The sequence below is a fragment of the Streptomyces sp. NPDC058257 genome, assembly GCF_042881845.1.
Classification (GTDB): domain Bacteria; phylum Actinomycetota; class Actinomycetes; order Streptomycetales; family Streptomycetaceae; genus Streptomyces.
The window spans coordinates 89,347-115,023 of record NZ_JBHVXJ010000018.1 but is presented as its reverse complement, the minus strand read 5'-3'; the positions used below and the strand labels follow the sequence as shown (position 1 = coordinate 115,023).

Sequence of the window (25,677 nt, the reverse complement as noted above, 5' to 3'; positions counted from 1 at the left end):
GCTGAGCTCACCGGCCAACCCCACTGACGCTTCCCGTCATCCCGCGAAGGGCCGCACTGTCCCTAGCGTCGTACGCATGCAGCCGACGGAGCGCCCCGAGACCCTGGCCGTCCTCACCGAGTGGGCGGCCGAACGCCACGGCAAGTCGCCCGCCCTCCGCTTCAAGTCCGGGGGAGGGGCGTCTGCGGGAGGGGCGTGGGAGGAGGTTTCGTACGAGCAACTACGCGACCGTGTAAGGGATTTCGGTGGGGAGCTGCTCTCCCTGGGCGTCCGCCCTGATGACCGCGTGGCGATCCTCGCCGAGACCCGCCCGGAGTGGACCTACGCCCACTTCGCCACGTTCGCGGCGGGCGCGGTGGTCGTTCCCGTGTATCCGACGGCGGGCGACGAGGAGGTCGAATGGGTCATCGGTGACTCCGACGCCTCGGTGGTGATCTGCGAGAACGCCACGCAGGCGGCGAAGATCGAGCGCCTGCGGCCACGGCTGCCCGGCGTACGGCACGTGCTGCTCATGACGGAACGCGAAGGTGAAGGCGAACGTGAAGGTGAAGGTGAAGGTGAAGGTGAACGCGGGCGCGAACGCGCACGTGAAGGCGCACGCGAACGTGGGCGGCGCACCGAACCGGGCGAGCGCGACGCCCTGTTGGAGCGTGCCCGGACCCGCGCCCCCGGCGACCTGGCCACCATCATCTACACCTCCGGCACCACCGGTCTGCCCAAGGGCTGCCTCCTCACCCACGGCAACCTCGGCGCCGTCCAGTCCGCCACCCTCCCCCTGATCCAGGGCGGCCCCGGCGACTCCACGTACCTCTACCTCCCGCTCGCCCACCTCCTCGCCCAGCTCATCGAGTTCACGACCCTGATCGAGGGCGGCGAACTCTGCTTCTTCGGCGGGAAGATCGAGAATGTGGTCGCCGAACTGGCGGAGGCGCGGCCTACGCACCTGCCGTCCGTGCCGCGCCTGTTCGAGAAGGTGTACTCCGTGGTGCTCTCCCTCGCGGAGTCACAGGACGGGGGTCGCGCACGCTTCGAGGAGGCGGTGCGCATCGGGGTCCTCGCGGCGGACGGCGTCCTGCCGCCCGATCTCCAGGAGGCGTACGAGGCTGCCGACAAGGCCCTCTACGGCCTGGTCCGGCAGGCACTCGGAGGGCGGGTGCGGTGGGCGCTGACCGGCGGCGCCCCGATCCCGCCGCACGTCGTCGACTTCCTGCGGGCGTGCGGGATCGCGGTGTACGAGGGGTACGGGATGACCGAGTCGGCCGGGGTGATCAGCCTCAACCACCCGGGGGCGGTCCGGTACGGCACGGTCGGCCGGCCCATCGAGGGGTGCGAGGTCCGTATCGCCGAGGACGGAGAGGTGCTCGCCCGGGGCGAGATGGTCTTCCCCGGCTACCACGCGAACCCTGCCGCCACCCGCGATGCCCTGGACGGCGAGGGCTGGCTGCACACGGGCGACCTGGGTGCGGTCGACGCCGAGGGCTATCTCAGCATCACCGGACGTAAGAAGGACCTGATCATCACCTCCGGCGGCAAGAACCTCACTCCGTCGCTCAGTGAACTGGCCGTCCAGCGCTCGCGTTTCGTGTCCCGGGCGGTAATGGTGGGCGACAAGCGGCCCTACCCCGTCGCCCTGATCACGCTGGACGCGCAGGAGATCAGCGGCTGGGCGGAGAGGGAGGGCGAGGAGCTGACTTGGTCGGCCCTCTCGCGGGACCCCCGCGTCCGCGCGCTCGTCCAGGAGGCGGTGGACGCGGCCAACGAGACGGTCTCGCGCCCGGCGCGGATCCGCGACTTCGCCGTACTGGACGAGGACTTCACGGTGGAGGGCGGGCTGCTCACGCCGAGCCTGAAGGTGCGGAGGCGGGCGGTGGCGGAGCGGTACGCGGGGCTGATCGAGGGACTGTACGAGAAGGGGACGTACGAGAAGGGTCCGTACGGGGTGGGGACTCACGAAGAGGGGACGTACGAGGAGGGGACGTACGAGGAGGGCGGGGCGCGGTCTACGACACTCCCGCAAGGCGCAACAGCGCCGTAGTCGCCGCCGCGCCGACCACGACCACGGCGAAGGGCGCTTTCCGCCAGGCGAGCACCCCGCCCGCCAGGACGCCGATGGGCCGCGCCCACCCGGCGAAACCGTGCCCCTCCGTGAGCGCGCCGGTGGCGAGCAGGGCTACCAGGAGGACGGTGGCCCCGACGGTCAGCAACTCCTGCATGCGCGCGGGCAGTTCGACGCGTCCGTGCAGCAGGGGTCCGGCGAGGCGGAAAGCGTACGTTCCCGCGGCGAGGGCGAGGATGCAGGCGAGGTAGGCGTTCACGAGTCGCTCCTCTGGGCGGCGGGGTCGGCGGGGTCGGAGGGGGCGCAAGGGGTGGCGGAATCGGCGGGGCGCATGGGGCGGCCCGGTCCGCGCCGTGCCGCGAGCAGCCCCAGCAGGGCGAGCAGCACCGGTACCCCGGCGGGCAGTACGGGAGCGGCGACAACGGCGATCACCGCACCGGCGGCCGCGGCCCGCCGCGTCGCGCTGTCGGCGCGCAGGGCGGGCAGCACCAGGGCGAGGAGCACCGCGGGGAACGCGGCGTCGAGCCCGAAGCGGTCGGTGTCGCCGAGGGCGGAACCGGCGAGCGCGCCCCCGAGGACACTGACGTTCCATACGGCGAACAGGCCGAGCCCGGATATCCAGAACGCGGCCTTGCGCTGCTTCTGGTCGGGCTGCGCGAGGACGAAGGCCGCCGTCTCGTCGGTGATCAGATGCGCGCCCAGGAGCCGCGCGGTCCAGGACCGGCCCAGGCTGTCGGCGACGGCCAGGCTGAACGCACCCGTGCGGGAGTTGAGCAGCAGCCCGGTCGCCGCCGCTGCCACCGGGCCGCCGCCCGCGGCGAGGATGCCGACCGCGCTGAACTGGGCGGAGCCCGCGTACACGAGCAGGGACATCAGGACAGGCACCCAGACCGGCAGGCCGCCCGCGACGGCGATCGCACCGAAGGAGACACCGACGACGGCGTCGGCGACCCAGACGAGGGCGATGTCGCGCAGGACGCCACGGGGAAGGTGGGAGAGACGCACGAATCCGTCATTCGTTCGCTCTGGCGGGCTGTATGTTCGGTCTGACGAACGCATGCATCGTAGGATGGGTGGAGCGAGGCGCGTTCGTCAAGCCGAACGAGCGGTCCGCTATGACGAACGGCCGGTGAGAGGCGAGGGAGCGCGGGACATGGTGCGGGGCAGGGTGCGGGGCAGGGTGCGGGGCAGGGCGGACGAGGGGTCGGGCGCGGGCACCGACGAGGCGACGGGCGCACGGCCTGACGCGGGCGCCGCGGTGGGCCCAGGGGTGACGGGCGGCGGCGATCCGGCGGGCGGTGTTCCGGCGGCCTCCGGTTCGCCCGGTGGCGGTGGCCCTTCCGCTTCCAGCGCGGCGTCGGGTTCGGGGGCCCAACCTGACGCGGGCGCCGATCCCGACCCGGGCACCCAACCTGATGCGGGCGCCGCAGCGCCCTCCGGCGTGACCGGCGGTGCGGACCCGGCGCCCTCCGGCGTGACCGGCGCCCCGCCCGCCTCCGCCCCGGCGGCCCCGGCACCTCCCACCCCCCGCGCGACCCCCTCCCGCCTCCCCCGCGAATGGGTCGCCGCCGCTCTGCGGCGCGAGCGGGCCAAGGCGGGGATCTCGCTCTCCGAGCTGGCCAAGCGGGCCGGGATCGCGAAGTCGACGCTCTCGCAGTTGGAGGCGGCCACCGGTAATCCCGGGATCGAGACGCTGTGGGCGCTCGCCGTGGCGCTCGGGGTGCCGTTCAGCGTGCTCGTGGAGTCGCCCGCGCCCGCCGTGACGGTGATCCGGGCGGGTGAGGGGCCGACCATGCACGCCGAACAGGCCTCGTACGCGGGGACGTTGCTCTCCGCCGGGCCTTCCGGCGTCCGTCGCGACATCTACCACGGCGCGTTGGAGCCCGGCTCGGTGCGGGAGTCCGAACCGCACATCCCGGGGTCGATGGAGCACTTGGTCGTCTCCACGGGCCGACTGCTCGCAGGCCCGCGCGACGAGACGGTGGAGCTCTCCGCCGGTGACTACATGTCGTACCGCGGAGACGTCGCGCACCTGTACGAGGCGCTGGAGCCGGGCACGACCTTCGTGCTGGTCATGCAGCACAGCTAGGCGCGCAGCTAGGCGCCTCGCAGAGATACGTCGGGACGCGCCAGGACGCGCCAGGACGCTTCCCGACGCGCCGGGAAGCGCCAGGAAACGCCAGGAAGCGCCGAGCCTCCGCGGGCGCGTCGTGGCTTGTCGCGCAGTTCCCCGCGCCCCTTCGGGCGCTACCCTTCCGCGCCCCTTCGGGCGCTACCCCTTCCGCGCCCTCGGCGACAGCAACTGCTCCCGCAGTGCGGTGAGTTGGTGTGACGTCTCCACCGCCCGCCCCTCGTCGAGCGTCGCAAGCGCGAGCAGCAGCGCGTCCGCCACCACCAGCGCGGTCAGCGCCTCCGTCGTGATGCCGGTCGGCGTGTGCGGTGCTGTCAGGACCGCGTCCACCCGTGGCCCGTACAACTCCGCCAGTTCGTCCGTGACAAGGACGACCCGTGCCCCCACCGCCCGCGCCCGCTCGATCACGACCGTCAGCTCGGTCAGCGCTCGCCCCGGCTGGAAGATGACCACCGCGTCGCCCTGCCGCACGGCGAGCAGGTGGTCGGCGAGGGCGAAACCGGTGTCCCCGAAGTAGCGGGCCCGGCGGCCGATCCTGCCAAGGGCCAACGCCAGGTGGCGCGCGGCGAGTTCGGATGCCGCGATGCCGTAGCAGTGGATCTCGGTAGCCTCTGCGAGGAAGCCCACCGCGTCCCGCAGCGCCTCGCCCGGCGTCAGGCGCCGCGCGTGCTCGATGCGCTCCTGGGCCTCGTCGAACACCTCGCCCCAGATGCCGTCGAGGTCCCGCCCCACATGCGCGATGCGCTGCTGGAGCCGCACCTCGGGCGGCACCGCCGACGTGAAGTCCGACGCCAGCTCCCGCTTGAGCGCGGGCAGTCCCGCGTAACCGAGGCGCTGCATGGCGCGGACCACCGTCGCGTTGCTGGTGCCGCTCGCCGTGCCCAGCTCCTGGGCGCTGGCGAAGAGCAGCGACTCGGCGGGGGCGCTGACCACGTACTGGGCGACGGCCCGCTCGGACGTCGACAGCGACTCCCACTGATCGCGCACCGCGGCCCGCAGTCGCGCGAGCCCCGCCCCGCCGGAGATCCCGGCCCCCGTACCATCCTCTGAAATTTCCATTACAGCTATTGACTCTCGTGTGATGGCCGTTACTCTCCTGGGCAACGCATTCCAGCAGGAGAGCTTCCCGTAATCAACGTTACAACACGGTCACCGGAAGCTCTCCGTCGCGAGGAGAAGAATGGCACCCCGCACCGCCCCCGATGCCCCCGAACGCTCCCTTCCGCTCGTCGAGATATCCGGCACGCCCGTCGAGCGCGGCCGCCAGTACGGCGAAGCCGTCCGCCCCCAACTGCACGCCGCCCTCGCCTATTACGAGGAGGCGTTCGGCCAGTCGTCCGGCCTGACCTGGGACCAGGTCACCACGCGCGCCGCCCGCTGGCTGGCGCCCGTCCGCGACTACGCCCCCCACCTCGTCGACGAGATGCGCGGCATCGCGGAGGGCGCCGGGGTCGACCTGCTCGACGTGCTGGCCCTCAACGCCCGCGGCGAGGTCATCTACGACCGCTCGTTCGCCACCATGGAGGCCGAGAAGGCAGCGGAGACGAAGGAGGAGGCCGCCGACGGCTGCACCTCCTTCGCCGCCTACGGAGAGGCCAGCGGCGACGGCCACGTCTGGGCCGGGCAGAACTGGGACTGGCGGGCCGGGGTCGCCGACACCGTCGTCATGCTGCGCATCGTCCAGCCCCCGCACCCGACCCTGATCATGCAGGTCGAGGCGGGCCAGGTCGGACGCCAGGGCGCCAACTCGGCGGGCATCGCGCTCAACGCGAACGGCCTGGGCGGGCGCTTCGACGACGCGATCGGCCTCCCGCAGACCGTCGTACGCCGCAGTGTCCTGGACCAGCACGCCATCACCGACGCCCTGGACGTGCTCTGCCGCACCCGCGCGCACATCGCCTCCAACGCCCTGCTGACCTGCCGCGAGGGCTTCGCCGTCGACCTGGAGACGACTCCCGCCGGGCACGGCTGGATGTACCCCACCGACGGCCTCCTCGTGCACGGCAACCACTACCAGGCGGGCATCCCGGCCGCGATCGCCGCCAACTACCGCCCCATGTCGTCGGACTCGCTCGTCCGCGTCCCGCGCGCCGAGCAGGGGCTGAAGGCCCTGCGCTCCTCCACCGGCGCCGACGAGACGCGCAAGCTCATCAAGCAGGCCATGTCCGACCACCTCGGCCACCCCGAGTCGCTCTGCACGCACCCGGACCCGCGACAGCCCGAGGTCAAGCACTGGGCCACGCTCGTCTCCTCCTGCGTGGACCTGACCAGCGGCGATTACCACGTCACCGCGGGTACCCCCTGCGACCGCGACTACCAGCACATGCCCTGGAACCTCTACGACGGGCCGTACGGAGACAACAGATGACGAGGACCAAGAGGACCGACATGACCTGTACGACGAGGGGCCGGGGGCGACGGGCGACGGTCACGGGGCTCGCCGCGGCCACGCTCCTCACCGCCGTGGCCGGATGCAGCGGCGCCGACACCGCCGCCACCGGCGGAACGCCCGCCGACGCCGCGAAGCTGAAGCTGAGCGCGACGACCGCCCCCGCCAAGGGCGCCCTGGACAAGGCGAACTGGCTCCTTGAGGACGAGCCCGACTCGCTCGACCTCGACACCCAGGGATCGAGCGCGGGCCGCGTCGTCCTCACGAACGTCTGCGAGCGGCTCTACCAGCTCCAGCCCGACATGACGACGAAGCCCTTCCTCGCCGAGAAGGCCCACGCACCCGACGACAAGACCCTCGTCCTGACCGTCCGGGACGGCGTCACCTTCCACGACGGGTCGAAGCTGACCGCCGACGACGTGCTCTGGTCCCTGAAGCGGCACGCCGATCCGGACATGGAGCAGGCCGACGAGTTCGTCAACGTCAAGTCCATGAAGAAGACCGGCGACCGCGAGATCACCGTCCGCTTCAAGTCGCCCGACGCGCTCTTCACGAAGGCGCTCGCCGGTGACGCGGGCATCGTCTGGAACAAGAAGCGGGTGACCGGTTCCGGAGAGGACTTCGGAACGCCCGGCCAGGGCGACGCGTGCAGCGGCCCGTACGAGCTGAAGGGCTGGAAGTCCGGCGACTCGATCACCATCGAGGCGTACGACGGCTACTGGGGCAAGAAGCCGCTGACCCGGCAGGTCGTCTTCCGCTGGGCATCGGACAGCGCGCTGGTCAACGCCCTGAAGACGGGCGCGGCCGACGGAACGTACGCGGAATCCCCGAACACCGCCTCCGCCCTGCGCACCAGCAAGGGGCTCGACGAGCACTACGGCCCGTCCACGGCGTCGCTCGTGCTCATCCCGACGGCCCGCGGCGGCCTGAAGGACCCGCAGATCCGGCGGGCACTGTCCCTCGCGATCGACCGGACGGGCATCGCCAAGTCGGGATACGGCGGGCTCATCCAGCCGTGGGCCACACCGGTCGGCTCGGGCGCCTGGGGATACGAGAAGGATGAATTCAAGGCGGCACAGGCGGAGTTGTCCGCGTCCGCGCCCGACACCCCGACCGCCGACGACCTGGCCAAGGCCAAGGAGCTCGTGAAGGAGGCGGGCGCGCCGGCCGATCCCATCGTGATCGGCACGGACAGCAGCCAGGGGCGGACGGTCGTCGCGAACGCGGTGCGTTCCGCGCTCCAGCGGATCGGGCTCAAGGGGCAGATCAAGACGGTTCCCACCGCCCAGTTCGAGGAGTTCTACAGCGACCCGGCCGCGCGGGCCGACATCGATGTGCTGGTCGGCGACTGGTACATCTCCAAGGCCGACCCGATGGGCTTCTACGACAACGGCCTCTCCGACTCGTCCAACAACTGGGTCGGTTTCAAGGACGCGACGTACGACAAGCTGGTCCGGCGGGCCCTGAGCACCCTGGACGACGCGAAGCGGGCCGAGCTCGCCATCGACGTACAGAAGCGGTTCGTGGACGCGGGGGTGTGGATCCCGCTCGCGCAGGTCCCCTCGGCCCTGGTCATCAGCGGAAAGCTGACGGGCCCGCCCGCGTCACAGGCCTACCTCTACTACCCGTGGGCGGCCGAACTGGGCCTCAAGACGAAGAAGGGCTAGGTGAGAGGGACCATGCTCGCTCGGATCTCACGGCGGCTCGCCGGACTCGTCGCCACCCTCTTCGCCGCCTCCTTCGTCATCTTCGCCGCCGTGTACGCGGCCCCCGGTGACCCGGCGGTGTTCCTCGCGGGCGGCCGGGACAAACTGACGCCGGAGCGCCTCGCCCAGGTGCGCTCCCAGTACCACCTGGACGAACCGCTGGTGGTCCAGTACGGCCGTTGGCTGTGGGACTGCGTCCACTTCGACCTGGGACGCTCCTTCAAATACAGCGACCAGGTGGCCGACCTGGTGACGGCCCGCTTCCCGACGACACTCCAACTCGTCGCGTACTCCACCGTGCTGTTCGTCGTCCTCGGAGTCGGCGCCGGGATCCTGGCCGCGGTCAAGCGGTCCACGTGGGTGGACTCGGCGGTGGTCGGGGGCACGACGCTCGCGGCCTCGGTGCCTTCGTTCGTGGCGGCGATCGCGCTGGTCTCCCTGTTCGGGGTGCGGCTGGGCTGGTTCCCGGTCTCGGGCTCCGGGGAGGGCTTCGGGGGCACACTGCACCATCTGACCCTGCCCGCACTGTCGTTGGCGCTCGGCGCCCTCGCCATCATCAGCCGGGTCACCCGCCAGGCGATGGCGGACGCCGCCGCGTCCGACCACGTGGAGGCGGCGCGCGCCTCGGGCGTCCCGGAAAGGGACATCATCCGACGGCACGTCCTGCGCAACGCGCTCGGGCCGATCATCACGATGTGCGGACTCGTCATGGCGGGAATGCTGGCGGGCACGGTGGTCGTGGAGACGGCGTTCGGCATCAGCGGGATCGGTTCGCTCCTCGTGGGCGCGATCAATACGCACGACTTCCCGGTGGCGCAGGCGGTCCTGCTGCTCATGGTCACCGGCTACATCGTCGTGACGACCCTTGTGGACGTGGTGCATCCGCTGCTCGACCCGCGAGTGAAGGAGGCACGTTCCTGATGGCTTCCACCCCTACTTCCGCTACTTCCGCTACCTCCGCCGTGGCGCTCGCGCCCTTGGCCGTACGCCGTCGTCGACGCCCCATCGGGGTGATGGTGGCCGCGGGGCTGCTCGGCCTCGTCGTACTGGCAGCGGTTCTCGCACCGCTCCTCGCGCCCTACGCCCCCGACGCCATCGACCTCTCGGCATCACTGGTCGGGACGTCGGGCGACCACCTCCTTGGCACGGACTCGTCAGGCCAGGACCTGCTGTCGCGCGCCCTGTACGGAACCCGTACGAGCCTGATCGCGCCGATCCTGCTCCTCGCCGTCGCGGCCGTACTCGGCGTCACGCTCGGAGTGCTCGCGGCATGGCGCGGGGGATGGGTGGACGCGCTGGTCTCGCGGATCACGGACGTGATGTACGCGTTCCCCGGCCTGCTGTTCACCGTCCTGATCATCGCGGTCTTCGGCGCGGGAATGACGACGTCGGTACTTGCCCTCGGCCTCGCCTTCACACCGACGATCGCCAAGTACGTACGCTCGCTGGCCCTTTCGGAAGCACGCAAGCCGTACGTCGACGCCTACCGGGTGCAGGGCATGGGCGGCGCGCGGATCTGCGTCGCGCACCTGGTGCCGAACCTGGGCCGGGCGATCCTGGGCTACTTGGTGGTGCTGTTCGGGGAGGCACTGATGTCCCTCGCGACGCTCTCGTACCTCGGATTCGGAGCCCAACCACCCTCATCCGACTGGGGCCTGATGGTGCAGGAGGGCCAGGCTGCCGTGGTCCAGGGCGCGTTGCTCCCGGCCCTCGTCCCCGGCACGGCCATCGCGCTGGTCGTCGTGTCCTTCAACGTGGTCGGGGTCTGGGCCGCCGACCGGCTAGGGAGGCAGTGACCCATGCTGCTCGAAATCGAAGACCTCACTCTGCGGGTACCCGGCGCGGCCCGGCCGCTCCTCCAGTCGGTGTCCCTCACCGTGCGGCCCGGCGAAGTCGTGGGCCTGGTGGGCGAGTCGGGCTCGGGGAAGTCGACCACGGCGAAGGCGGCGCTCGGCCTCCTCCCGGGCGGGGCCAGGACATCGGGCTCCGTCCGTGTGAACGGCGCCGAAGTACTGACCCTCACGGGCGAGGCCCTGCGCACGCATCGCGCGCGGACGGTTGCCATCGTCCACCAGGACCCGCGCGCCGCCCTCAACCCGGTGCGCCGCATCGGCGACTTCCTGGTCGAAAGGGGCGCGGCGCGCGAACGTGCCGTGGAACTCCTGGACGCCGTAGGCCTTTCCGACCCCGAACACCGTGTACGCCAACGCCCGCACGAGCTCTCGGGCGGCATGCTGCAACGCGTGGTCATCGCGGGCGCGCTCGCGGCGGAGCCGAGCCTGCTGCTTGCGGACGAGGCGACCAGCGCGCTCGACGTCACGACGCAGGCGGAGATCCTGGCCCTCCTGCGCCAACTGCGCTCCACCCGGGACCTCGGCCTCCTCTTCATCACCCACGACCTGCACCTCGCGGCGGCGTACTGCGATCGCGTGTACGTCATGTACGCGGGCCGCGTGGTGGAGGAACGCTCGGCCGAGGCCCTGTTCGCGACACCGGCCCACCCCTATACGCGGGGCCTGCTCTCCTGCTCGCCCACCTTGGGCGACACGACCCACACCCTGCGCCCCATCCCGGGCCGCCCGCCGTCCCTGTCGGACACGTTCGAGGGCTGTCCGTTCGTGTCGCGGTGCGGGGAGGCGGAGGAGTCCTGTCGGACGTGGACCCCGCAGCGGCTGAAGCTGGACGACGGCGGAACAGCGGCGTGCGCTGTCGTGGGCAGGCACCCCGATCCGCGACCGCGGAACACGGAGACGACCGAGGTGAGCCACTGATGTCCCCCGACCTGCTGGCGGTAGAAGGCCTGAGCAAGAGCTACCCCCTGCCCGGCGGCGGTCGCCACCAGGCGGCCGACGGCGTGACGTTCACGGTCCGACCGGGCGGCTCCGTAGGCATCGTGGGCGAATCGGGCTCGGGCAAGACGACAGTCGCCCGCATGCTGGTGGGCCTGGTCCGCCAGGACTCCGGCACGGTGACCGTAAGAGACCGCCCCCGCGAGGCCCGTACGCCCCGAAAGCGCACCGCACGTCTGGCCAGAGCGAGGGAGATCCAGATGGTCTTCCAGGACCCCTACCTCTCCCTGGACCCCCGCCTCACCTCGGCCCAGTGCCTCCGCACGGCCCTGCACCTGCACGGCAGGGACGAGAAGCCGGCGGCAGCGCTCCTGGACCAGGTGGGCCTGGGCTCACGCGAGGCCGGCGCCCGCCCCCGCGAACTCTCCGGCGGCCAGCGCCAGCGCCTGGCCATCGCGAGGGCGCTGGCGGTGGACCCCCAAGTTCTTGTCCTCGATGAGGCGGTGGCGGCACTGGACGTGTCGATCCAGGCCCAGATCCTGCAACTGCTCGGCGAGATCCGCCGGGACACCGGGGTGGCCCTGGTCTTCGTCAGCCACGACCTGGCCGTCGTCCAGCACGTCACCGACGAGGTCCTGGTGATGCGCCGGGGCAGGGTGGTGGAACAGGGGCCTACGGACCGGGTGCTGACGGCACCGGAGGACCCGTATACGAACCTGCTGCTCGCCTCGGTCCCGGGCGAGGGCTGGAACCCACAGGATGTGACGTCGGCGAGGGCGGCACTGAGCTCGGCATAAAGGCGGGGGCCCTGCACAACAAAGGCAGGAGCCCTGTCTCCGCGCTTGCGCGCGGAGACAGGGCTCCTTGGGTACTGCTATCCGTGTCCGGATCAAGTCACCGGAACTCTCACACATCCCATTCGCATGGGACGCCCCACTACTGGGGGGTGACGTTCTCCGCCTGCGGACCCTTCGGGCCCTGCGTGACATCGAAGCTCACGGCCTGGTTCTCCTCAAGGGAGCGGAAGCCGTTCGCGTTGATCGCGGAGTAGTGGACGAAGACGTCGGGGCCTCCGCCTTCCTGGGCGATGAATCCAAAGCCCTTTTCGGCGTTGAACCACTTCACGGTTCCGGTAGCCATAAGCCCTCCTTGGGCCAAAGGGTTGCCCTGCTCCAGAACCTGCGATTGTTGAAACAACTGCATAAGTCTGAAAACGACGAGAGCCCGCGGGTCACATGCTCCGCAGGCTCTGTACTGCAAGGGAAACCAAACTGCAACTTGCGGTGAGCTTAGCACGCAGGCAGCTGAAAGCAATAGGGGGCAAGATCACGTCACCCGGATGTTTGACGGACCCCCTGGAGGGGTTGACGGACCAGGTCCGGAGGGGTTGACAAGGGCGGGATCGGGGCCCCGCTTTCTGCACCGTACCGCAAGGGGGCTAGCCTCCCCGATGTGGACAATTCTCCCGTTGACACCATCACCGGGGAGGGCTCAGATCAGCTCCCCGGCCATCACCGCACCCCCAGGCCGCGCGTCGGTCACATTCAGTTCTTGAACTGCATGCCCCTGTACTGGGGTCTCGCGCGGACCGGAACCCTGCTCGACTTCGAGCTCACGAAGGACACCCCGGAGAAGCTCAGTGAGCAGTTGGTGCGGGGCGATCTCGATATCGCGCCCGTCACTCTCGTCGAGTTCCTCAGGAACGCCGACGATCTCGTCGCTTTCCCCGATCTCGCGGTCGGCTGCGACGGCCCGGTGATGTCCTGCGTGATCGTCTCGCAGGTCCCCCTCGACCAGCTGGACGGCGCCAGGGTCGCGCTCGGCTCGACCTCGCGCACCTCCGTGCGCCTGGCGCAGCTGCTGCTCGCCGAGCGCTTCGGCGTGCAGCCCGACTACTACACGTGTCCGCCCGACCTCGGCGTGATGATGCAGGAGGCGGACGCCGCCGTGCTCATCGGGGACGCGGCGCTGCGGGCCAACCTGATCGACGGGCCGCGCCTGGGTCTTGACGTGTACGACCTTGGTCAGATGTGGAAGGAGTGGACGGGTCTGCCGTTCGTCTTCGCGGTCTGGGCGGCCCGGCGGGACTACGCGGGGCGCGAGCCCGCCGTCGTGGACGCGGTGCACAAGGCGTTCCTGGCCTCGCGCGACCTCTCCCTGGAGGAGGTCGGCAAGGTCTCCGAGCAGGCCGCGCGCTGGGAGGCCTTCGACGCCCAGATCCTGGAGCAGTACTTCACGACGCTCGACTTCCGGTTCGGGAGCGCGCAGTTGGAGGGCGTGGCGGAGTTCGCGCGCCGGGTGGGGGAGACGACGGGCTTCCCCGCGGATGTGCGGGTGGAGTTGTGGGGTAAGCAGCCTTAGTACGCGGACCACTGCGGGCTGCGGACTACCCTGAGCGGCATCTGGAGACAGTGCCCGCGGCCCGGGTGGCCGCGGGCGTGCGGCGCGTCCGGGGGAGGCCTTCGTCATGCACCCGCTCGATCCCGGCGAACCGACCGCCGTCGGCCCCTACCGCCTGCTCGGCAGACTGGGCTCGGGCGGCATGGGCCGGGTCTATCTGGGGCGCAGCTCGGGCGGCCGTACGGTCGCGGTGAAGGTCGTCCACCCGCACTTCGCGCTCGACGAGGAGTTCCGCGCCCGCTTCCGGCGCGAGGTGGACGCGGCGCGGCGGGTGGGCGGCGACTGGACGGCGCCGGTGCTCGACGCGGACCCGGAGGCGCCGGTGCCGTGGGTGGCCACGGGCTACGCGGCGGGACCTTCACTCGCGGAGGCGGTACGTGACCTGTCGCCGCTCCCCGCCCATTCCGTACGCGTACTGGTGGCGGGCCTGGCCGAGGCGCTGACGCACGTCCACGGCCTCGGACTCGTGCACCGCGACGTCAAGCCGTCGAACGTCATGCTCACGATGGACGGTCCGCGCCTCATCGACTTCGGCATCGCACGCGCGACGGACGGCACGGCCTCGCTCACGTCGACCGGCGTCTCCGTCGGCTCGCCCGGCTACATGTCGCCGGAGCAGATCCTCGGCAGGGGAGTCGCGGGGGCGGCGGACGTCTTCTCACTGGGTGCCGTCCTCGTGTACGCGGCCACGGGGGCATCCCCGTTCCCGGGTGACTCCTCCGCGTCGCTGCTCTACAAGGTCGTACACGAGGAGCCGGAACTCGGCGCGCTGGACGGCGATCTGCGCGACCTGGCACGGGAGTGCCTGACCAAGGACCCGGACGCGCGCCCGACTCCGCGGGAGATCGCGCGGCGGCTCGCGCCCTCGGGTGTGGGCGGGCTCGTGGCGGCCGGGTGGCTGCCGGGGCCGCTGGTGGAGCGGGTCAGCCGGAGCGCGGTGCGGATCCTCGACCTGGAGACGGACGCGGCCGGGCTCGCGGAACAGCCGTCGGGGCCGGTGCCGTTCGGCAGTTCGGTGGTGGGCGGATCCTTCGGCCCACCGGACGCTTCGTACGCTTCGTACGCGTCGGCGCCTGCCGTGTACGTCCCCACGCAGACCTCCCCTCCGTCGTCAGCCCCGCCATCGGGCCCGCCCGGCCGCATGAGCGTCTCGGTCGCCGCGACGTCCACGCCGGGTGGGGCCGACGGGCAGCGGGGCCGCAAGGTCAGTTGCACGCTGGTACTCGGCATCGCGGGCGCGCTCGCCGCGGCGACCATCGGCTCCGCTTTCGTGTTCGGGCTGCTCCCGGGGGAGAACGACAGGAGCAGCGACACGGCCCGGCCCCCACAGGCGACGGCAAGCGGCCAGCAGGGCGACGGCAAGGTCCCGGACTCCTACCTCGGCACGTGGGAAGGCCAGGCGACAGCAGCCAACGGCGCGGTCCCGATGGGCACGTTCAGCCTCAAGGTCGAGCAGGCCAAGGTCGGCGAACGCTTCGCGGTCATGACGCAGACGGACCAGCTGGGCGGCGTCTGCGCGGTGGACCTGGTCCTGAAGTCGGTGTCGGGGAAGGAGATCGTCGCACGGGGCAAGGGGCAGGCGGAGAGCGCCGCCCAGTGCACGAAGAACACGCACACGGTGCGGTTGCGCCCGAAGGGCGACGACCTGCTCTACCTGTCGGAGAACGCGGAGTCGGGGAACCCGGAAGCGCGGCTTTCACGTGCGTGAGGCTTGAACCACGTGAGTGAGGCTTGAACGGGTCCCCCCTCGCCGAACCGGCCGTCAGCTTCCCGTTCCCCCCGCCCTCCGTTCCCCGTCCTCTGTCCCCGCGTCACATCGGCGTCGTGACGGTGACCGGCTCCCCGCTGCCCGTGTACAGCAGGCCCTTGCCCGGTGCGATCGGGCCGCCGACCATGCTCCGGGTCGTACGGATGCCGATCAGTTCGCCGCTGGAAGAGTCCTGCGGGGAGAGCAGGATGCCGCGCCGCCCCTTCTTCGCCTCGACCTGCCAGCCGGAGAAGCCACCGCACACCTCCTCCTCGTCGCCACCGATGACGAGCCCGAGGCCACGCTCGGAGCCCCGCTGCACGAGCCGCTTGAACTCGCGCTCGGCGTCGCAGTCCTCCAGGACCTCACCGTCGTCGATGATCCACACGATCGGCTCCTCGGGCGTCGCCGACTCGACGACCTCCTTGAAGTCGTCGCTCTCGATGTCGTCGTCCGTGAAGACCTTCAGCACGCCTTCCTGGCCGTCCAGTTCACGGAGCGGCGAGGGCCGAGGCGCGGCGATGACGAGACGTACGCCCTGGGTCAGATAGGACCGCGCCAGGTTCATCAGTGTCGTACTGCGACCCGACTTCGCCGGCCCCGCGACGACGAACGTGGGCACGCCCTGTGCGAGGTCGGGGCCGAAGCCCATGATGTCGTCGCCGCCGATGCCGGCGAGCGCCCAGAGCTTGGAGCGCGAGGCATCGGGGTCCCGCATCTCCCAGGCGTCGGTGAAGTTGATCCGGCTCGGCAGGCTGTCCACGCGGAACGGCTTGCGCGAGCGCGGCACGTCCGCGTCCCGCGCGGCCGCCGCCTCGCCGATCCCGGAGATCGCCGCGGCCTGGCCCTGACCCGTGGAGTCCTCGGCGAGCAGCGCGAACTGCGTCTCCGTACCGTGCTCGTTCTTGAAGCCGCGGCCCGGCGGGATCTCCTCCGGCACCTTGCGCGCGTTCATGCCGAGCATCGAGAAGTCGGAGCGGTCGGCGAGCCGCAGGCCGTACTTGTCCTCGGTGAGCGAGGCCATGCGGCCGATGAGGACCTGGCGGTCACCGGTGATGACCAGGTGGATGCCGACGCTCGCGCCTTCGCGCATCATCGCCTGCAGCTCGTCGGTCAGCTCACCGTGGTCGTACTCGCCGAGCGTCGGCAGCCAGCCCTCCCAGCGGTCGAGGAGCACGACGATGTGCGCGAGCCGCTCCTCCTCGGGCGCCGCGGCCCGCTGCTCGCCGATGTCGGCGTAGCCCTTGTCGGCGAGGAGGTCCTGGCGGCGGGTGAGTTCACCCTTGAGGCGGGTGACCAGGCGCACCGCACGCTCGGTCTGGTTACGGCTGACGACGGCGCCGCAGTGCGGGAGCCGGGTCAGCGCGTTGAGCGCGCCGTTGCCGCAGTCGATGCCGTAGAGGTGCACGTCGGCCGAGGAGTGCGTACGGGCGATGGAGCCCGCGAGCGTACGCAGGATCTGCGAGCGGCCACTGCGCGGGGCGCCGCCGATGAGCAGGTGCCCGAAGGTCTCGAAGTTGACGACGACCGGGCGCCGCGCCTGGTCGGAGGGGATGTCCTCAAGACCGTACGGAGCGGGGGCGAGGGAGCCGGGCTTGTCGCTCGCGGCGGGCAGCGGGATCTCGTCGAGCTGGAGCGATTCGGAGAGAGCGGGCAGCCACGGGCTGTGCTGGGCGGGGATGCCCATCGTCGCGTTCGCGTCGCGCACGGCGTCCACGAGGACCTTGAGGTCGGTGATCTCCTCCTCCTCGCGCGCCTCGGCCTTGGGCTTCACGAGCGCGGCACGGCCGAGGTCCTCCCACCCGAGCGGCCCCGCCCACGGCGCGAGCAGCGCGGGGTCGGTGGCGCCGGGCCTGCGGCCACCGACACGCCCCGACTGGAAGGGGACGAGCGAGGCGTGACCGAGGCGGACGTAGGCGCGGCCCGGTGTGCTCTTGGAGATGTGCCCGGCCTCGGGGGAGTCGATGACGTCGCTGGACTCCGCGCCGTCCGTCACGCGCAGGGCGATACGGAGGTTGGTGTTGGCGCGGATCTCGGGAGACACGACACCACTCGGGCGCTGCGTGGCGAGGAGCAGGTGGATACCGAGGGAACGGCCACGCTGGGCGATGTTCACGAGTCCCGTCACGAAGTCGGGCAGGTCACGCACCATCGAGGCGAACTCGTCGATGACGATGAGGAGCCGGGGCACGTGCGGGTACGAGGGATCGCGGCGCACCAGGTCCTGGTAGTCCTCGATGTCCTTGGCGTCGGCGGCGGCGAGAATGTGCTCGCGCCGCTTCAACTCGGCGCCGAGCGACTCCAGGGCGCGCTCGACGAGGTGGGCGTCGAGGTCGGTGACCATGCCGACGGTGTGCGGCAGCTTCACACAGTCCTTGAAGGCGGACCCACCCTTGTAGTCCACGAGGACGAAGGTCATGTTCTCGGGGGTGTTGGCCACGGCGAGCGCGGCCACGATGGTCTGAAGCAGCTCCGACTTACCGGAACCGGTCGTACCGGCGATCAGGCCGTGCGGCCCGTCGCGCCGCATGTCGATGCCGAAGGGACCGTCGTACGACTCGCCGATGACGGCCATCGTCGACTGGCCGCCCATCCGCCAGCGCGCGGTGATCTGGTCGGCCGTCGGCGGTTCGAGCTGGAGCACGTCGAGCAGTCGGCTGGAGCCGGGCAGCGCCGAGTCCTCGGTCTCCCCACTGATGTCGCGCAGTGGGGACAGCGCGCGGGCGAGGCGTCCGCACCACGCGGGGGACACGAAGTCGGGGCGTACGGAACGGATGCGGGCGGCGCCCGTCTGCTCGACGCGCAGCCGCAGTTCGAGGGGCTTCTCGGCGTCCTGCTCGCTGCTCTCGGCCTCGGTGGAGTGCCAGGCCTGGAAGGAGGGGAAGCCGCCGGGGGCGGGCGGGGTGGGTGCCTGGCCGCCGGGCGTGGGCCGGGTCGGCAGGCTGATCTCCTCGGGCTTCGGCTCGGCGATCACGATGGCCTGGCACTCGCCGGGCAGGAACCGCTCCTCGGCGTCGAGGCAGAGCGCGAACATGGACACGGCGGGTCCTTCGCGCAGCAGCTTCACCACACCGGGCATGGACCGAAGGCGCCGCGAGCCGTCCCAGACGACCACGATGTCGGGGTCGCCGAAGGAGGCCCCGCCCTGCCGGTTGTTGTTCTCCTTGGCGGCTTTCTGGCGGGCGGCGAGGATCTGGGTGAGTTCACCGATGCGGGAGCCGACGGTCTCGGCGTCCGTCCCGATCAGTACGTTGGCGTCCTGCGCCCCGGAGGGCCGCGAGTGCGGCAGCCAGCGCGTCCAGTCCCAGGTCTGCCGTGCGGAGTTCTCGGTCAGTACGTAGAACTGGACGTCGAGCGGGCTGTGCAGGACCGAGGCCTGCGCGACCGCCCAGCGGCCGAGCGCCTGCGCGGAGTCGCCGGGCCCGGCTATGCCGATGACGCCGAGCTTGCGCAGCGAGAGCGCGACGGGGGCGTCCTCGATCTTCCAGGTGACCTCGCGCTTGTGGTCGTCCTGCTCGGGGTCGTCGAGCACGACCTCGGAGTCGAGCCGTCCCGTGCCGACGCGCAGGAGCAGATGATCCTCGTCGGTACGCCGCCGCTCCCACAGCCGCGTACGGGGGCCGGTGCTCAGCGAGAGAATCCCGGCCGGGCTGAGGATGGCCAGCCGCTTGTCGAGCCGCTCGGCGACGAGGGCTTCCTGGGCGTCCTTCTCGATCCGCTCCTTGTGCTCGTTGTACTCCTTGAGCTGTTTGGCGTGGGATTTGCGCCCGTGCTTCTTGTCCATGAAGTAGTTGCCGAACAGGATCAGCGGGCTGAGCCCCGCCATGATCAGGTAGTACCAGCGCTGGAAGATCATCGCCGATACGACCGCACCGACCAGCGGCGTGAGCGCCATCAGCCAGGGCAGTGGCCGGGCCTCGAAATCACGTACCGTATTGGGCAGTTTGAATTTGGTCTGCCGCTCGGGCGGACGCAGTCGGGGCGGTCGGTTGTAATCGAGTCCGGAACCGTCCTCGGACCACTTCAGAGCGGCATTGGGCGGGGTATAGCGGTCGAGTTCGAGAAGGGTATTGCCGAGGGCGATCTGAGCACCGAGGGGCCATTCGCCCTTATCGCGCTTTTCCCCCTTGCCGCGCGACTTCGCCCCCCTCTCCCCCTTATTCTTCTTACCGCTCTTACCGCTCTCACCGTTCTTAGCGGCGCCCTTCTCGGTCTTCTCGGTCTCCTCGACCTCACCGAAGGGCTTGCCCTCAAGGGTCACGCCGTCTATGTCACCATGTACGGCGACTTGGCAGGTGCCATCGGTTGCAACTGACAACGTCAGGGCGCGTGCGGGAAGCTCCGGATCATCGATGCGGATGTACGAGGCGGGCCCGCTGCCGATGTCGTAGCGCCCGATGCCGAGCCGGTGCACGGCGCCGGCCACGGGCCCGCCCGCGACGCGCAACTCGACGAGTCCGGTGGGCTCGCCGGGCAGGCAGCCCGCGGGATCGTGCAGGCTGACGACGGCGCCCTCACGCAGCGGGGAGGTACCGATGGTGGCGGCGGCATCGAGGGGATACCCGTCGACGAAGACGATCGGTGCCCCGCCCTGGCCGGTGCCCGGCTGGAGTTGATGCCCCCCGATCGGAATGATCTGGGCATCACCGCCGCCGTACCCGACGTGCGACGCCAGCTCCTTTGCGATGTCCCCCACGGAGGACTCAGGATCGGCGTCGAGCACGACGTCGGCGTTGGCGCCGCCGAGCGGATCGACGACGGTCAGAGTCAGGCGCACGATCGTCCTCCCGTTCAGCCCGCTGCGACCGCTTCCGGAACGCGGTCACAGTGGCTGGTTCACAGTGCCTGTGAGGCTGTCCACAGTGCCTGTGACGATAGCCGCTCCACCCTTCCCACAGGCAACGGGCTGTGCACGAGCTCATAGCAGACCTGTGACTCAACCGGGGTGTGCTCACTTCTGCCCCACCCGTAAGCTGCTGACCCAAGAGCGGAAGATCGTACGAGCGGCTGCACAGCCTTCGAGCGGCCCGCACTGAGGAGCCAAGGGGGATGGCCCTGCGGCGAGTTGGATTGGATGTGAAGCCACATGGCCAAAGACGCCGATATCACCTATGAGGAGATGCGGACCGCGGCGGGCAAGCTGAACGACGCCAAGGACAAGATCGATGAGAAGCTCGACGCTCTTGAGCGCTTCATCGAGAACCTGGTGAAGAACGGCTACACGACTCGCAAGGGTTCGCAGGCCTTCGAGGACTCCTTCAAGGAGTTCAAGAAGGGCGCCAAGGACACCATCGAAGGCCTCACGGGCATGGGCAAGTTCCTGACCAGCGCCGCGAAGGCGTACGAGGACCTGGACGACGACCTCGCGAGGGGCGTCAAGGGCAAGGGCTGATCACGCCCTCGACCTGCTGAAGTACCCCAGTGCGGTGGGCCGCCCGGTTCCCGGCGGCCCACCGCACTGTTGTGTCTCCGTAGCGCGACCTTGGAGGCGCCGTGGGCGGAGACGGCGGCCGGACCCAGCTGGACCTTGACGTGATCAAGGGCATGGGAACCGGTCTCAACCATGTGAAGAAGGCCTTCGAGGGCCTGAACAAGCTGAGTGGCAAGTACGGGGACGATTTCGGCGACGGAGACCTAGCGGACAAATTCGAGGACTTCGCCAAGAACTGGGAAATCAAGCGCAAGGAATTGACACAGGAAGTCGATGCCCTCGCCAAGATCGCCAAGGCGGCGGGTAAGGCATACGAGGACATCGACCATCAGCTGGCCCAAGCGATCCGGGGAGCCCAGGTCCCCAAGGCGCACAAGAAGGGCAAGTAGCCTGTGGCCGGACGACCGCGCGACTGGCACCCGGTCGCGGACAGCGACCCCATTCCGGGCGATCCTGACCAAATGGCCGCGCTGGGCAGGCAGTTGCGCAAAACTGCCGACGAGCTGAGCCGCCAGATCCGAAACCTCAAGGCGATCGCCGACGTCGACGCCTGGGACAGCAAGGCGGGCAAGGAGTTCCGTGAGAAGGCCAAGGGCAACGTAGGCAAGCTCGAAGCGGCCTTCAAGAGGTACGACACGGCTGCCGACGCCATTGGCGGCGAGGTCGTGGCGGTAGGCGGCGACTATCAGGACAAATTGCATGCCAAATCCCGGGATTACGCCTCCGACCTGAACCGCGCGCAGGAAATCGCGGACGCCGCGCTCAAGGACGCCAAGGATGCGGACAACCGCAAGGGAGCGGCTCAGCGGAGTCTCGACGGCCTGCCCCGACGGGGTGCGGGGCAGAGCGACGCTGCTGACAAGGGCGACCAGAAGGCCGGACGAAAGAAAATCGAATCCCAGCGTGACGCGGCCGGGGGTGAGATCGAGGCGGCCCGGGAGAAGATCGGCGGAGCCAAGCGGATTCGTGACGACGCGGCCAAGCGGGCCCGGGAGGCCATCGATGAGGTCATCAGCGATGATTCGCTGAAGGATGGATTCTGGGACAGGTTCGACGAGGTTCTCGACACGATCGCCACGTGGACCGCGAATATCGCGACGGTACTTGGGGTCGTATCGCTCCTGGTCGGCTGGATCCCAGTGATCGGTCAGGCGCTGGCCGGGCTTCTCGGGTCGTTGGCCATGCTGGTGACTCTCCTCGGCACGCTGGTCACACTCGTCCAATTCATACGAGGCGACGCGACCCTGATGGACCTCGGGATGTCAGCCCTCGGCTTCCTGATGATGGGCGTCGGCAAGGCCTTCTCCAAGGTGGCCGGTAAGTACGCGAAGGTCGCTCTGGAACGAATGGGGAAGTCGGGAGTCGCTAACACTGCGAAGCAGTCGAAGCGGGCCGCCAAGGGTTTGAACAAGCTTGCCGGGGACGGATTCAAGGTGGATATGACGAGGCCCTGGGGCTCGCTCAAGGAGTCCGTCGCGGGGAAGATGCGGAACTTCAAGCTTGAGAAGGGTGATGGCTGGAAGTCAATGAAGGAGCCATTCATGGAACCCTTCTCGGGGGCGGCCTGGAAGCAGAACCTGAGAGGTCTCAGGCCCGGTAACTTCCAAGATGCGGGGGATTCACTGGCGGTTCGCGGAGACGGGAATGCTGTTCTCGGCATCGGGCGCTCCTTCTCCATGGCGGACCCCGGTGTCGCCTCTCGCCTCAAGGACATCAAATTCGCCGCGCAAGGACTCGGCAGCTCTCCGACGGTCAACAGAATTTCGAACGCGGCCACGGGAGTTTCTCTCGTCGGCTCCGGGGTTACTCTGGGCGGCCTTGCCCTGGACAGCAACCTCAACCCGCTCTTGGACTGAAGTGGATCCAGCATGAACATGCCAGATGGCGGCCCGCCAGTCGCGGATGACTACAAGTGCCGGTTCAGCCTTCAGGACGGCTGGGTGGACCTGAGCCTCGAAGGTGGAACAAAGGCGGAGGCGCTGGGGCTCGCGGGCCAGGCCGTCGACCGCTTCAACCCGATCGAGCTGACCGTGGGTGGCCGGGAACTGGTCGATGAGCTGGCCGACCGTGCGATGTACTTGAACAAGGGCGAGCCGAATTTCGCAGCCTCCTACTACACCGCAGGAGGCATCCGGCTCGCCGACCTGCTGGTCGACTCGTACGGCGAAGAGAGCACTCCACGGCCCGCACCTGCCGAGGTCACCCCGCTCCTCCTCGACTGGTCGAATGCGGAGATCGTCGGAGATCCGGACATCGCATACATGGACCTCGCGACCGGGGCCGCCGCGGTCCGGGTGCGTTCGGTGCTGAAGGTCAAGCGCATGCTCGGATTCGGCAGCCGTCTGGGCGAGTTCATCAAGTACGCCGTTTTCCCGCCCGGATTCAACACGCTCGATGTGATCGCGGTGAGCTGGGAGAACATGGAACGGTCCGACGAGATCGCGCAGTTGGCGGATGAACTGGTGTCAACGATGACGATCGTGCATGTTGACGCCGACGGGAACGAAATCCCGCATGAACTCCCGAGCTGACGGAATACATGAAGAAGGCAGACGAATTCGCCTCGCCACCGTCCGACTACAACGTCATCGTTCCGGATGGCTGGTTTCAGCTTCTGCTTGACCCCGATGATCGGGACCGTGCCATCGTGGCCCTGGCGGAACGTCAGTTCCGTGGCATCGACAACGCTCCGCGTCTCAAGGAGCAGTTCATGCGGGAGCTGCAGCGGAAAGCCAGGGAGGCGTACCGGGCAGGCGGCATGGAGCTCTACCTCTCGACCCTCACCATCGGCCCCATCCCGCTGGCCTCCTCACTCCTGATTAGCATGCTGTCACCCGACGCGTGGCCGCAGAACCTGGACGTGGAGGCTCTCGCGGAGCACCTGCTTGTCCTGGACGCACAGAAGGCGGAAGCAAGGGAGAGGACGGGCTGCTTGGCGAGTGAACTGAGCGTCGTGGAAGTCGTGGACCTCGAAGCAGTGGGCAAGGCTGTCCGCCGGCGCTGTCGCGAAGCACCGGACCCCGAGCATCAACTGGGCAACGAACTGCCTACGACCACGCTCTCCTACTACGTCTCGATCCCGGCGACCACGTCCTGGCTCCTCATGAACTTCTCCACGCCCATGGACCCGCTGGCGGACAAGATGGTGGAGCTGTTCGACGTGGTGGCCGGAACGCTGCACTGGGGCTGAGGCTGACACCCTGGCCACGGCAAGGCGATGTGCCCGCAGCCGAGGCAGCCCGTGCGTGTCAGCGGTTGATGGACTGGATTTCCTCGACGGTGATGTTCTGTGTGGTGCCGAAGGTGCCCGCAGGGAGAGTTCCGCCGGGGACGCCAGTGCCCTTCCACGTGACCTTCCACGTGATGGTGGCCTTGAGTTCGTACGTCCCGTCGCCGGACGAACGGAGGTAGGTCACTCCGCACGGCGGGATCTTCTCGGCGTTGCCCCTGACGTACGGGGAGCCGATGCTGCCGTCCTTGTTGATGGCGCATTCCCCGGACGCGGGGTGGCTCTGGGCATCCTTCGTGCCGGGCTCGATCCGGAGGGACCGCGGTTCGGCGGTGGTCGTGGCCTCGATGTTCTGGCCACCGGCGTTGAGCGAGGCGGTCACCGAGACGGGCTTGAACTCCGCTTTGTCCAGCCAGGCCCAGGTGTGGAGGTTCACCTTCGTGACGTTCTCGGGGGCGAGAGTGACCTTGGTACCGGGGATCTTGATCTTCGCGTAGGCGAGTTCGGCGAGGACCTCCGGTGTCACCGCGTTCTCAACCTTCGGGGGCTCCCCGTTGTCGACCCAGAAGGGCGGCTTCTTGCAGGCGAAGATGTCGCCGCCCTCTTCGTAGGGAAGGGCGGCACGGTCCCAGAACATGCCCTTGCCCTTCTTGTCCATGTTGTAGTTCTTGTAGGGGTGGCCTTTGACGTAGTGCTCCTCGAAGGCGGCGACCGCTTCGCCGAGTCCACTGGCGTGGGGGAGGTTCTTCGTCTTCTGGTGGTCCGCCTTGAGCTGATCCGGCGTGTATTTGGGCTCGTACCAGCAGGGGGGCGGGGTCCAGTTGGAGGACGACACCGTCAGGGGCCCGCTGGACTTGCCGGTGCCGTTGCGGGACAGGTCGAAGCGGACGACGGACTCGATCTCTTCGCCGCTTCTGTCGCCGGACTGTTCGACTTTCCCCTCGTCCTTGTCTCCGGGGCGAGTGGCGAAGGCGTCTGCCGGGGCGAGTGCCAGGCAGGTGATGGCGGCGAGCGCCGATGCTCGCCAGACTGCGGCTCTCGCGGTCTCTACGGTTGGCATTGTGCGGCTCCCCTGTTGGACGACACTCCGGTCGTCTGCCATACGCCCTTCGCGTTGTGGTCGAGGCGCGTGTCGTAGAAGACGTACGAGGTCTCGTCGACCTTAGTCTTGAGCGTCTTGTCGGTCTTGCGCTCCTTGGCGAAGCCCTTCGACTCATCGCTGCAATACGTGAGGCGGGCCGACCCATCCTTACGGAAGGTGACGGTGCGGTCGAAGTAGCGCACTGTGCCGGTGACTGAGAGACCGTCGTCGGTGTAGCTCTTGATGGACTTGGCTGCGGACTCGGCCGCGTCGCCGGAGGAGTAGAAGTACACCGGTGCGTACTCCGGGTCGCCCTTGATGATGGCGGCGTCGACGGCGCGCAGCCTCTCTGCGTTGTCCGTCAGGACCGCATCCTTCTTCGCGTCACCCGTCTTGCCGCCCTCAAAGACGAGTACGTCGTCCTTGGGCAGTGTCACCTTCGGGCGGTCGGCGCTGTCCTCAGCCGACGTGCTCGGTGATGCGGACTTCTTCGCGTCGCCCTGGTCAGCACCCGCGATCTTGTCGTTGCCCTTGGGCTTGTCGTCGTCCCCACTGCCACAGGCCGTGAGGAGCAGGGCTGTGGTGGCGGCGAGCGCGGTGGCGACAGGCATGGTGCGGCGGTTCACGGTCGGCTCCCGGTGGGGCGAAGGCGTTTCCAACGGGCTGACGCTACCTGTGGGGTTGTTGGTTTCACCAGGGTTTATAGCTGGACAAGATG

22 protein-coding genes are annotated in these 25,677 nt (G+C 69.4%); 15 read left to right on the top strand and 7 right to left on the bottom strand.

The window, feature by feature from the left end:
- Positions 1-76 precede the first annotated feature (76 nt).
- Positions 77-2,035 carry an AMP-dependent synthetase/ligase gene (locus tag ACFVXC_RS32535; RefSeq protein ID WP_389912632.1) on the top strand — a complete coding sequence of 653 codons (1,959 nt, stop codon included), beginning with the start codon at positions 77-79 and terminating at the stop codon, positions 2,033-2,035.
- Here ACFVXC_RS32535 and ACFVXC_RS32530 read toward each other — a convergent pair.
- The gene (locus ACFVXC_RS32530; RefSeq protein ID WP_389912629.1) at positions 2,001-2,315 is read right to left on the bottom strand and encodes an AzlD domain-containing protein; all 315 of its coding nucleotides are present in this window, start codon (positions 2,313-2,315) and stop codon (positions 2,001-2,003) included. The two genes, ACFVXC_RS32535 and ACFVXC_RS32530, sit on opposite strands and share 35 nt — an antisense overlap.
- Positions 2,312-3,115: an AzlC family ABC transporter permease gene (locus ACFVXC_RS32525; RefSeq protein ID WP_389912627.1), complete on the bottom strand. Its 804-nt coding sequence runs from the start codon at positions 3,113-3,115 to the stop codon at positions 2,312-2,314. The genes ACFVXC_RS32530 and ACFVXC_RS32525 overlap by 4 nt, the downstream gene beginning before the upstream one ends.
- Before the next feature lie 514 nt (positions 3,116-3,629).
- Between ACFVXC_RS32525 and ACFVXC_RS32520 the strand changes: the two genes are divergently transcribed.
- Entirely contained in the window at positions 3,630-4,145 is a 516-nt protein-coding gene (locus ACFVXC_RS32520) for a helix-turn-helix domain-containing protein (protein ID WP_389912818.1), read from the top strand.
- A 183-nt stretch (positions 4,146-4,328) separates the two neighbouring features.
- On the opposite strand, the gene ACFVXC_RS32515 is transcribed toward ACFVXC_RS32520, so the two are convergent.
- Positions 4,329-5,246: a MurR/RpiR family transcriptional regulator gene (locus ACFVXC_RS32515; RefSeq protein ID WP_389912624.1), complete on the bottom strand. Its 918-nt coding sequence runs from the start codon at positions 5,244-5,246 to the stop codon at positions 4,329-4,331.
- A 121-nt stretch (positions 5,247-5,367) separates the two neighbouring features.
- On the opposite strand from ACFVXC_RS32515, the gene ACFVXC_RS32510 reads away from it, so the two are divergent.
- From ACFVXC_RS32510 to ACFVXC_RS32485, 6 genes are read left to right on the top strand one after another with little or no spacing between them, the layout of a single operon-like run.
- Complete coding sequence (locus ACFVXC_RS32510) at positions 5,368-6,555, top strand: C45 family autoproteolytic acyltransferase/hydolase (protein ID WP_389912621.1); 1,188 nt, start codon at positions 5,368-5,370, stop codon at positions 6,553-6,555.
- Positions 6,556-6,575: 20 nt separating this feature from the next.
- Positions 6,576-8,243 carry an ABC transporter substrate-binding protein gene (locus ACFVXC_RS32505; RefSeq protein WP_389912816.1) on the top strand — a complete coding sequence of 556 codons (1,668 nt, stop codon included), beginning with the start codon at positions 6,576-6,578 and terminating at the stop codon, positions 8,241-8,243.
- A 12-nt stretch (positions 8,244-8,255) separates the two neighbouring features.
- The gene (locus tag ACFVXC_RS32500) at positions 8,256-9,203 is read left to right on the top strand and encodes an ABC transporter permease (protein ID WP_389912618.1); all 948 of its coding nucleotides are present in this window, start codon (positions 8,256-8,258) and stop codon (positions 9,201-9,203) included.
- Positions 9,203-10,078 (top strand): ABC transporter permease, encoded by an 876-nt coding sequence (locus ACFVXC_RS32495; protein WP_389912615.1) that lies wholly within the window; start codon positions 9,203-9,205, stop codon positions 10,076-10,078. The genes ACFVXC_RS32500 and ACFVXC_RS32495 overlap by 1 nt, the downstream gene beginning before the upstream one ends.
- Before the next feature lie 3 nt (positions 10,079-10,081).
- Entirely contained in the window at positions 10,082-11,053 is a 972-nt protein-coding gene (locus tag ACFVXC_RS32490; RefSeq protein ID WP_389912612.1) for an ABC transporter ATP-binding protein, read from the top strand.
- Positions 11,053-11,868, top strand: a complete 816-nt coding sequence (locus ACFVXC_RS32485; protein ID WP_389912609.1) for an ABC transporter ATP-binding protein — start codon at positions 11,053-11,055, stop codon at positions 11,866-11,868. Before ACFVXC_RS32490 ends, ACFVXC_RS32485 begins: the two co-directional genes overlap by 1 nt.
- 139 nt (positions 11,869-12,007) lie before the next feature.
- Here ACFVXC_RS32485 and ACFVXC_RS32480 read toward each other — a convergent pair whose 3' ends face one another.
- On the bottom strand, positions 12,008-12,211 hold the full coding sequence (locus tag ACFVXC_RS32480) for a cold-shock protein (RefSeq protein ID WP_018528239.1): 204 nt from the start codon (positions 12,209-12,211) through the stop codon (positions 12,008-12,010).
- A gap of 336 nt (positions 12,212-12,547) precedes the next feature.
- Between ACFVXC_RS32480 and ACFVXC_RS32475 the strand changes: the two genes are divergently transcribed.
- Together ACFVXC_RS32475 and ACFVXC_RS32470 are read left to right on the top strand one after the other, a co-directional pair.
- Positions 12,548-13,432, top strand: coding sequence for a menaquinone biosynthetic enzyme MqnA/MqnD family protein (locus ACFVXC_RS32475; protein ID WP_389912814.1), 885 nt, complete (start codon positions 12,548-12,550; stop codon positions 13,430-13,432).
- A gap of 106 nt (positions 13,433-13,538) precedes the next feature.
- Positions 13,539-15,179, top strand: a complete 1,641-nt coding sequence (locus tag ACFVXC_RS32470) for a serine/threonine-protein kinase (RefSeq protein WP_389912606.1) — start codon at positions 13,539-13,541, stop codon at positions 15,177-15,179.
- Between the two features lie 103 nt (positions 15,180-15,282).
- Here ACFVXC_RS32470 and ACFVXC_RS32465 read toward each other — a convergent pair whose 3' ends face one another.
- Positions 15,283-19,995, bottom strand: a complete 4,713-nt coding sequence (locus ACFVXC_RS32465) for an FtsK/SpoIIIE domain-containing protein (protein WP_389912603.1) — start codon at positions 19,993-19,995, stop codon at positions 15,283-15,285.
- Between the two features lie 309 nt (positions 19,996-20,304).
- Here ACFVXC_RS32465 and ACFVXC_RS32460 point away from each other — a divergent pair, with 309 nt between their 5' ends.
- From ACFVXC_RS32460 to ACFVXC_RS32440, 5 genes are all read left to right on the top strand, one after another.
- Positions 20,305-20,610, top strand: a complete 306-nt coding sequence (locus tag ACFVXC_RS32460) for a WXG100 family type VII secretion target (RefSeq protein ID WP_361836889.1) — start codon at positions 20,305-20,307, stop codon at positions 20,608-20,610.
- Positions 20,611-20,762: 152 nt separating this feature from the next.
- Positions 20,763-21,038, top strand: a complete 276-nt coding sequence (locus tag ACFVXC_RS32455) for a hypothetical protein (protein ID WP_389912600.1) — start codon at positions 20,763-20,765, stop codon at positions 21,036-21,038.
- A gap of 72 nt (positions 21,039-21,110) precedes the next feature.
- On the top strand, positions 21,111-22,505 hold the full coding sequence (locus ACFVXC_RS32450; RefSeq protein ID WP_389912597.1) for a hypothetical protein: 1,395 nt from the start codon (positions 21,111-21,113) through the stop codon (positions 22,503-22,505).
- Between the two features lie 12 nt (positions 22,506-22,517).
- On the top strand, positions 22,518-23,180 hold the full coding sequence (locus ACFVXC_RS32445) for a hypothetical protein (protein ID WP_389912595.1): 663 nt from the start codon (positions 22,518-22,520) through the stop codon (positions 23,178-23,180).
- 8 nt (positions 23,181-23,188) lie between these two features.
- Positions 23,189-23,839: a hypothetical protein gene (locus tag ACFVXC_RS32440; protein WP_389912592.1), complete on the top strand. Its 651-nt coding sequence runs from the start codon at positions 23,189-23,191 to the stop codon at positions 23,837-23,839.
- Between the two features lie 58 nt (positions 23,840-23,897).
- On the opposite strand, the gene ACFVXC_RS32435 is transcribed toward ACFVXC_RS32440, so the two are convergent.
- Both ACFVXC_RS32435 and ACFVXC_RS32430 read right to left on the bottom strand, forming a co-directional pair.
- Positions 23,898-24,938 (bottom strand): hypothetical protein, encoded by a 1,041-nt coding sequence (locus ACFVXC_RS32435; protein ID WP_389912590.1) that lies wholly within the window; start codon positions 24,936-24,938, stop codon positions 23,898-23,900.
- The gene (locus ACFVXC_RS32430; protein WP_389912587.1) at positions 24,926-25,585 is read right to left on the bottom strand and encodes a hypothetical protein; all 660 of its coding nucleotides are present in this window, start codon (positions 25,583-25,585) and stop codon (positions 24,926-24,928) included. Before ACFVXC_RS32430 ends, ACFVXC_RS32435 begins: the two co-directional genes overlap by 13 nt.
- Positions 25,586-25,677 lie beyond the last annotated feature (92 nt).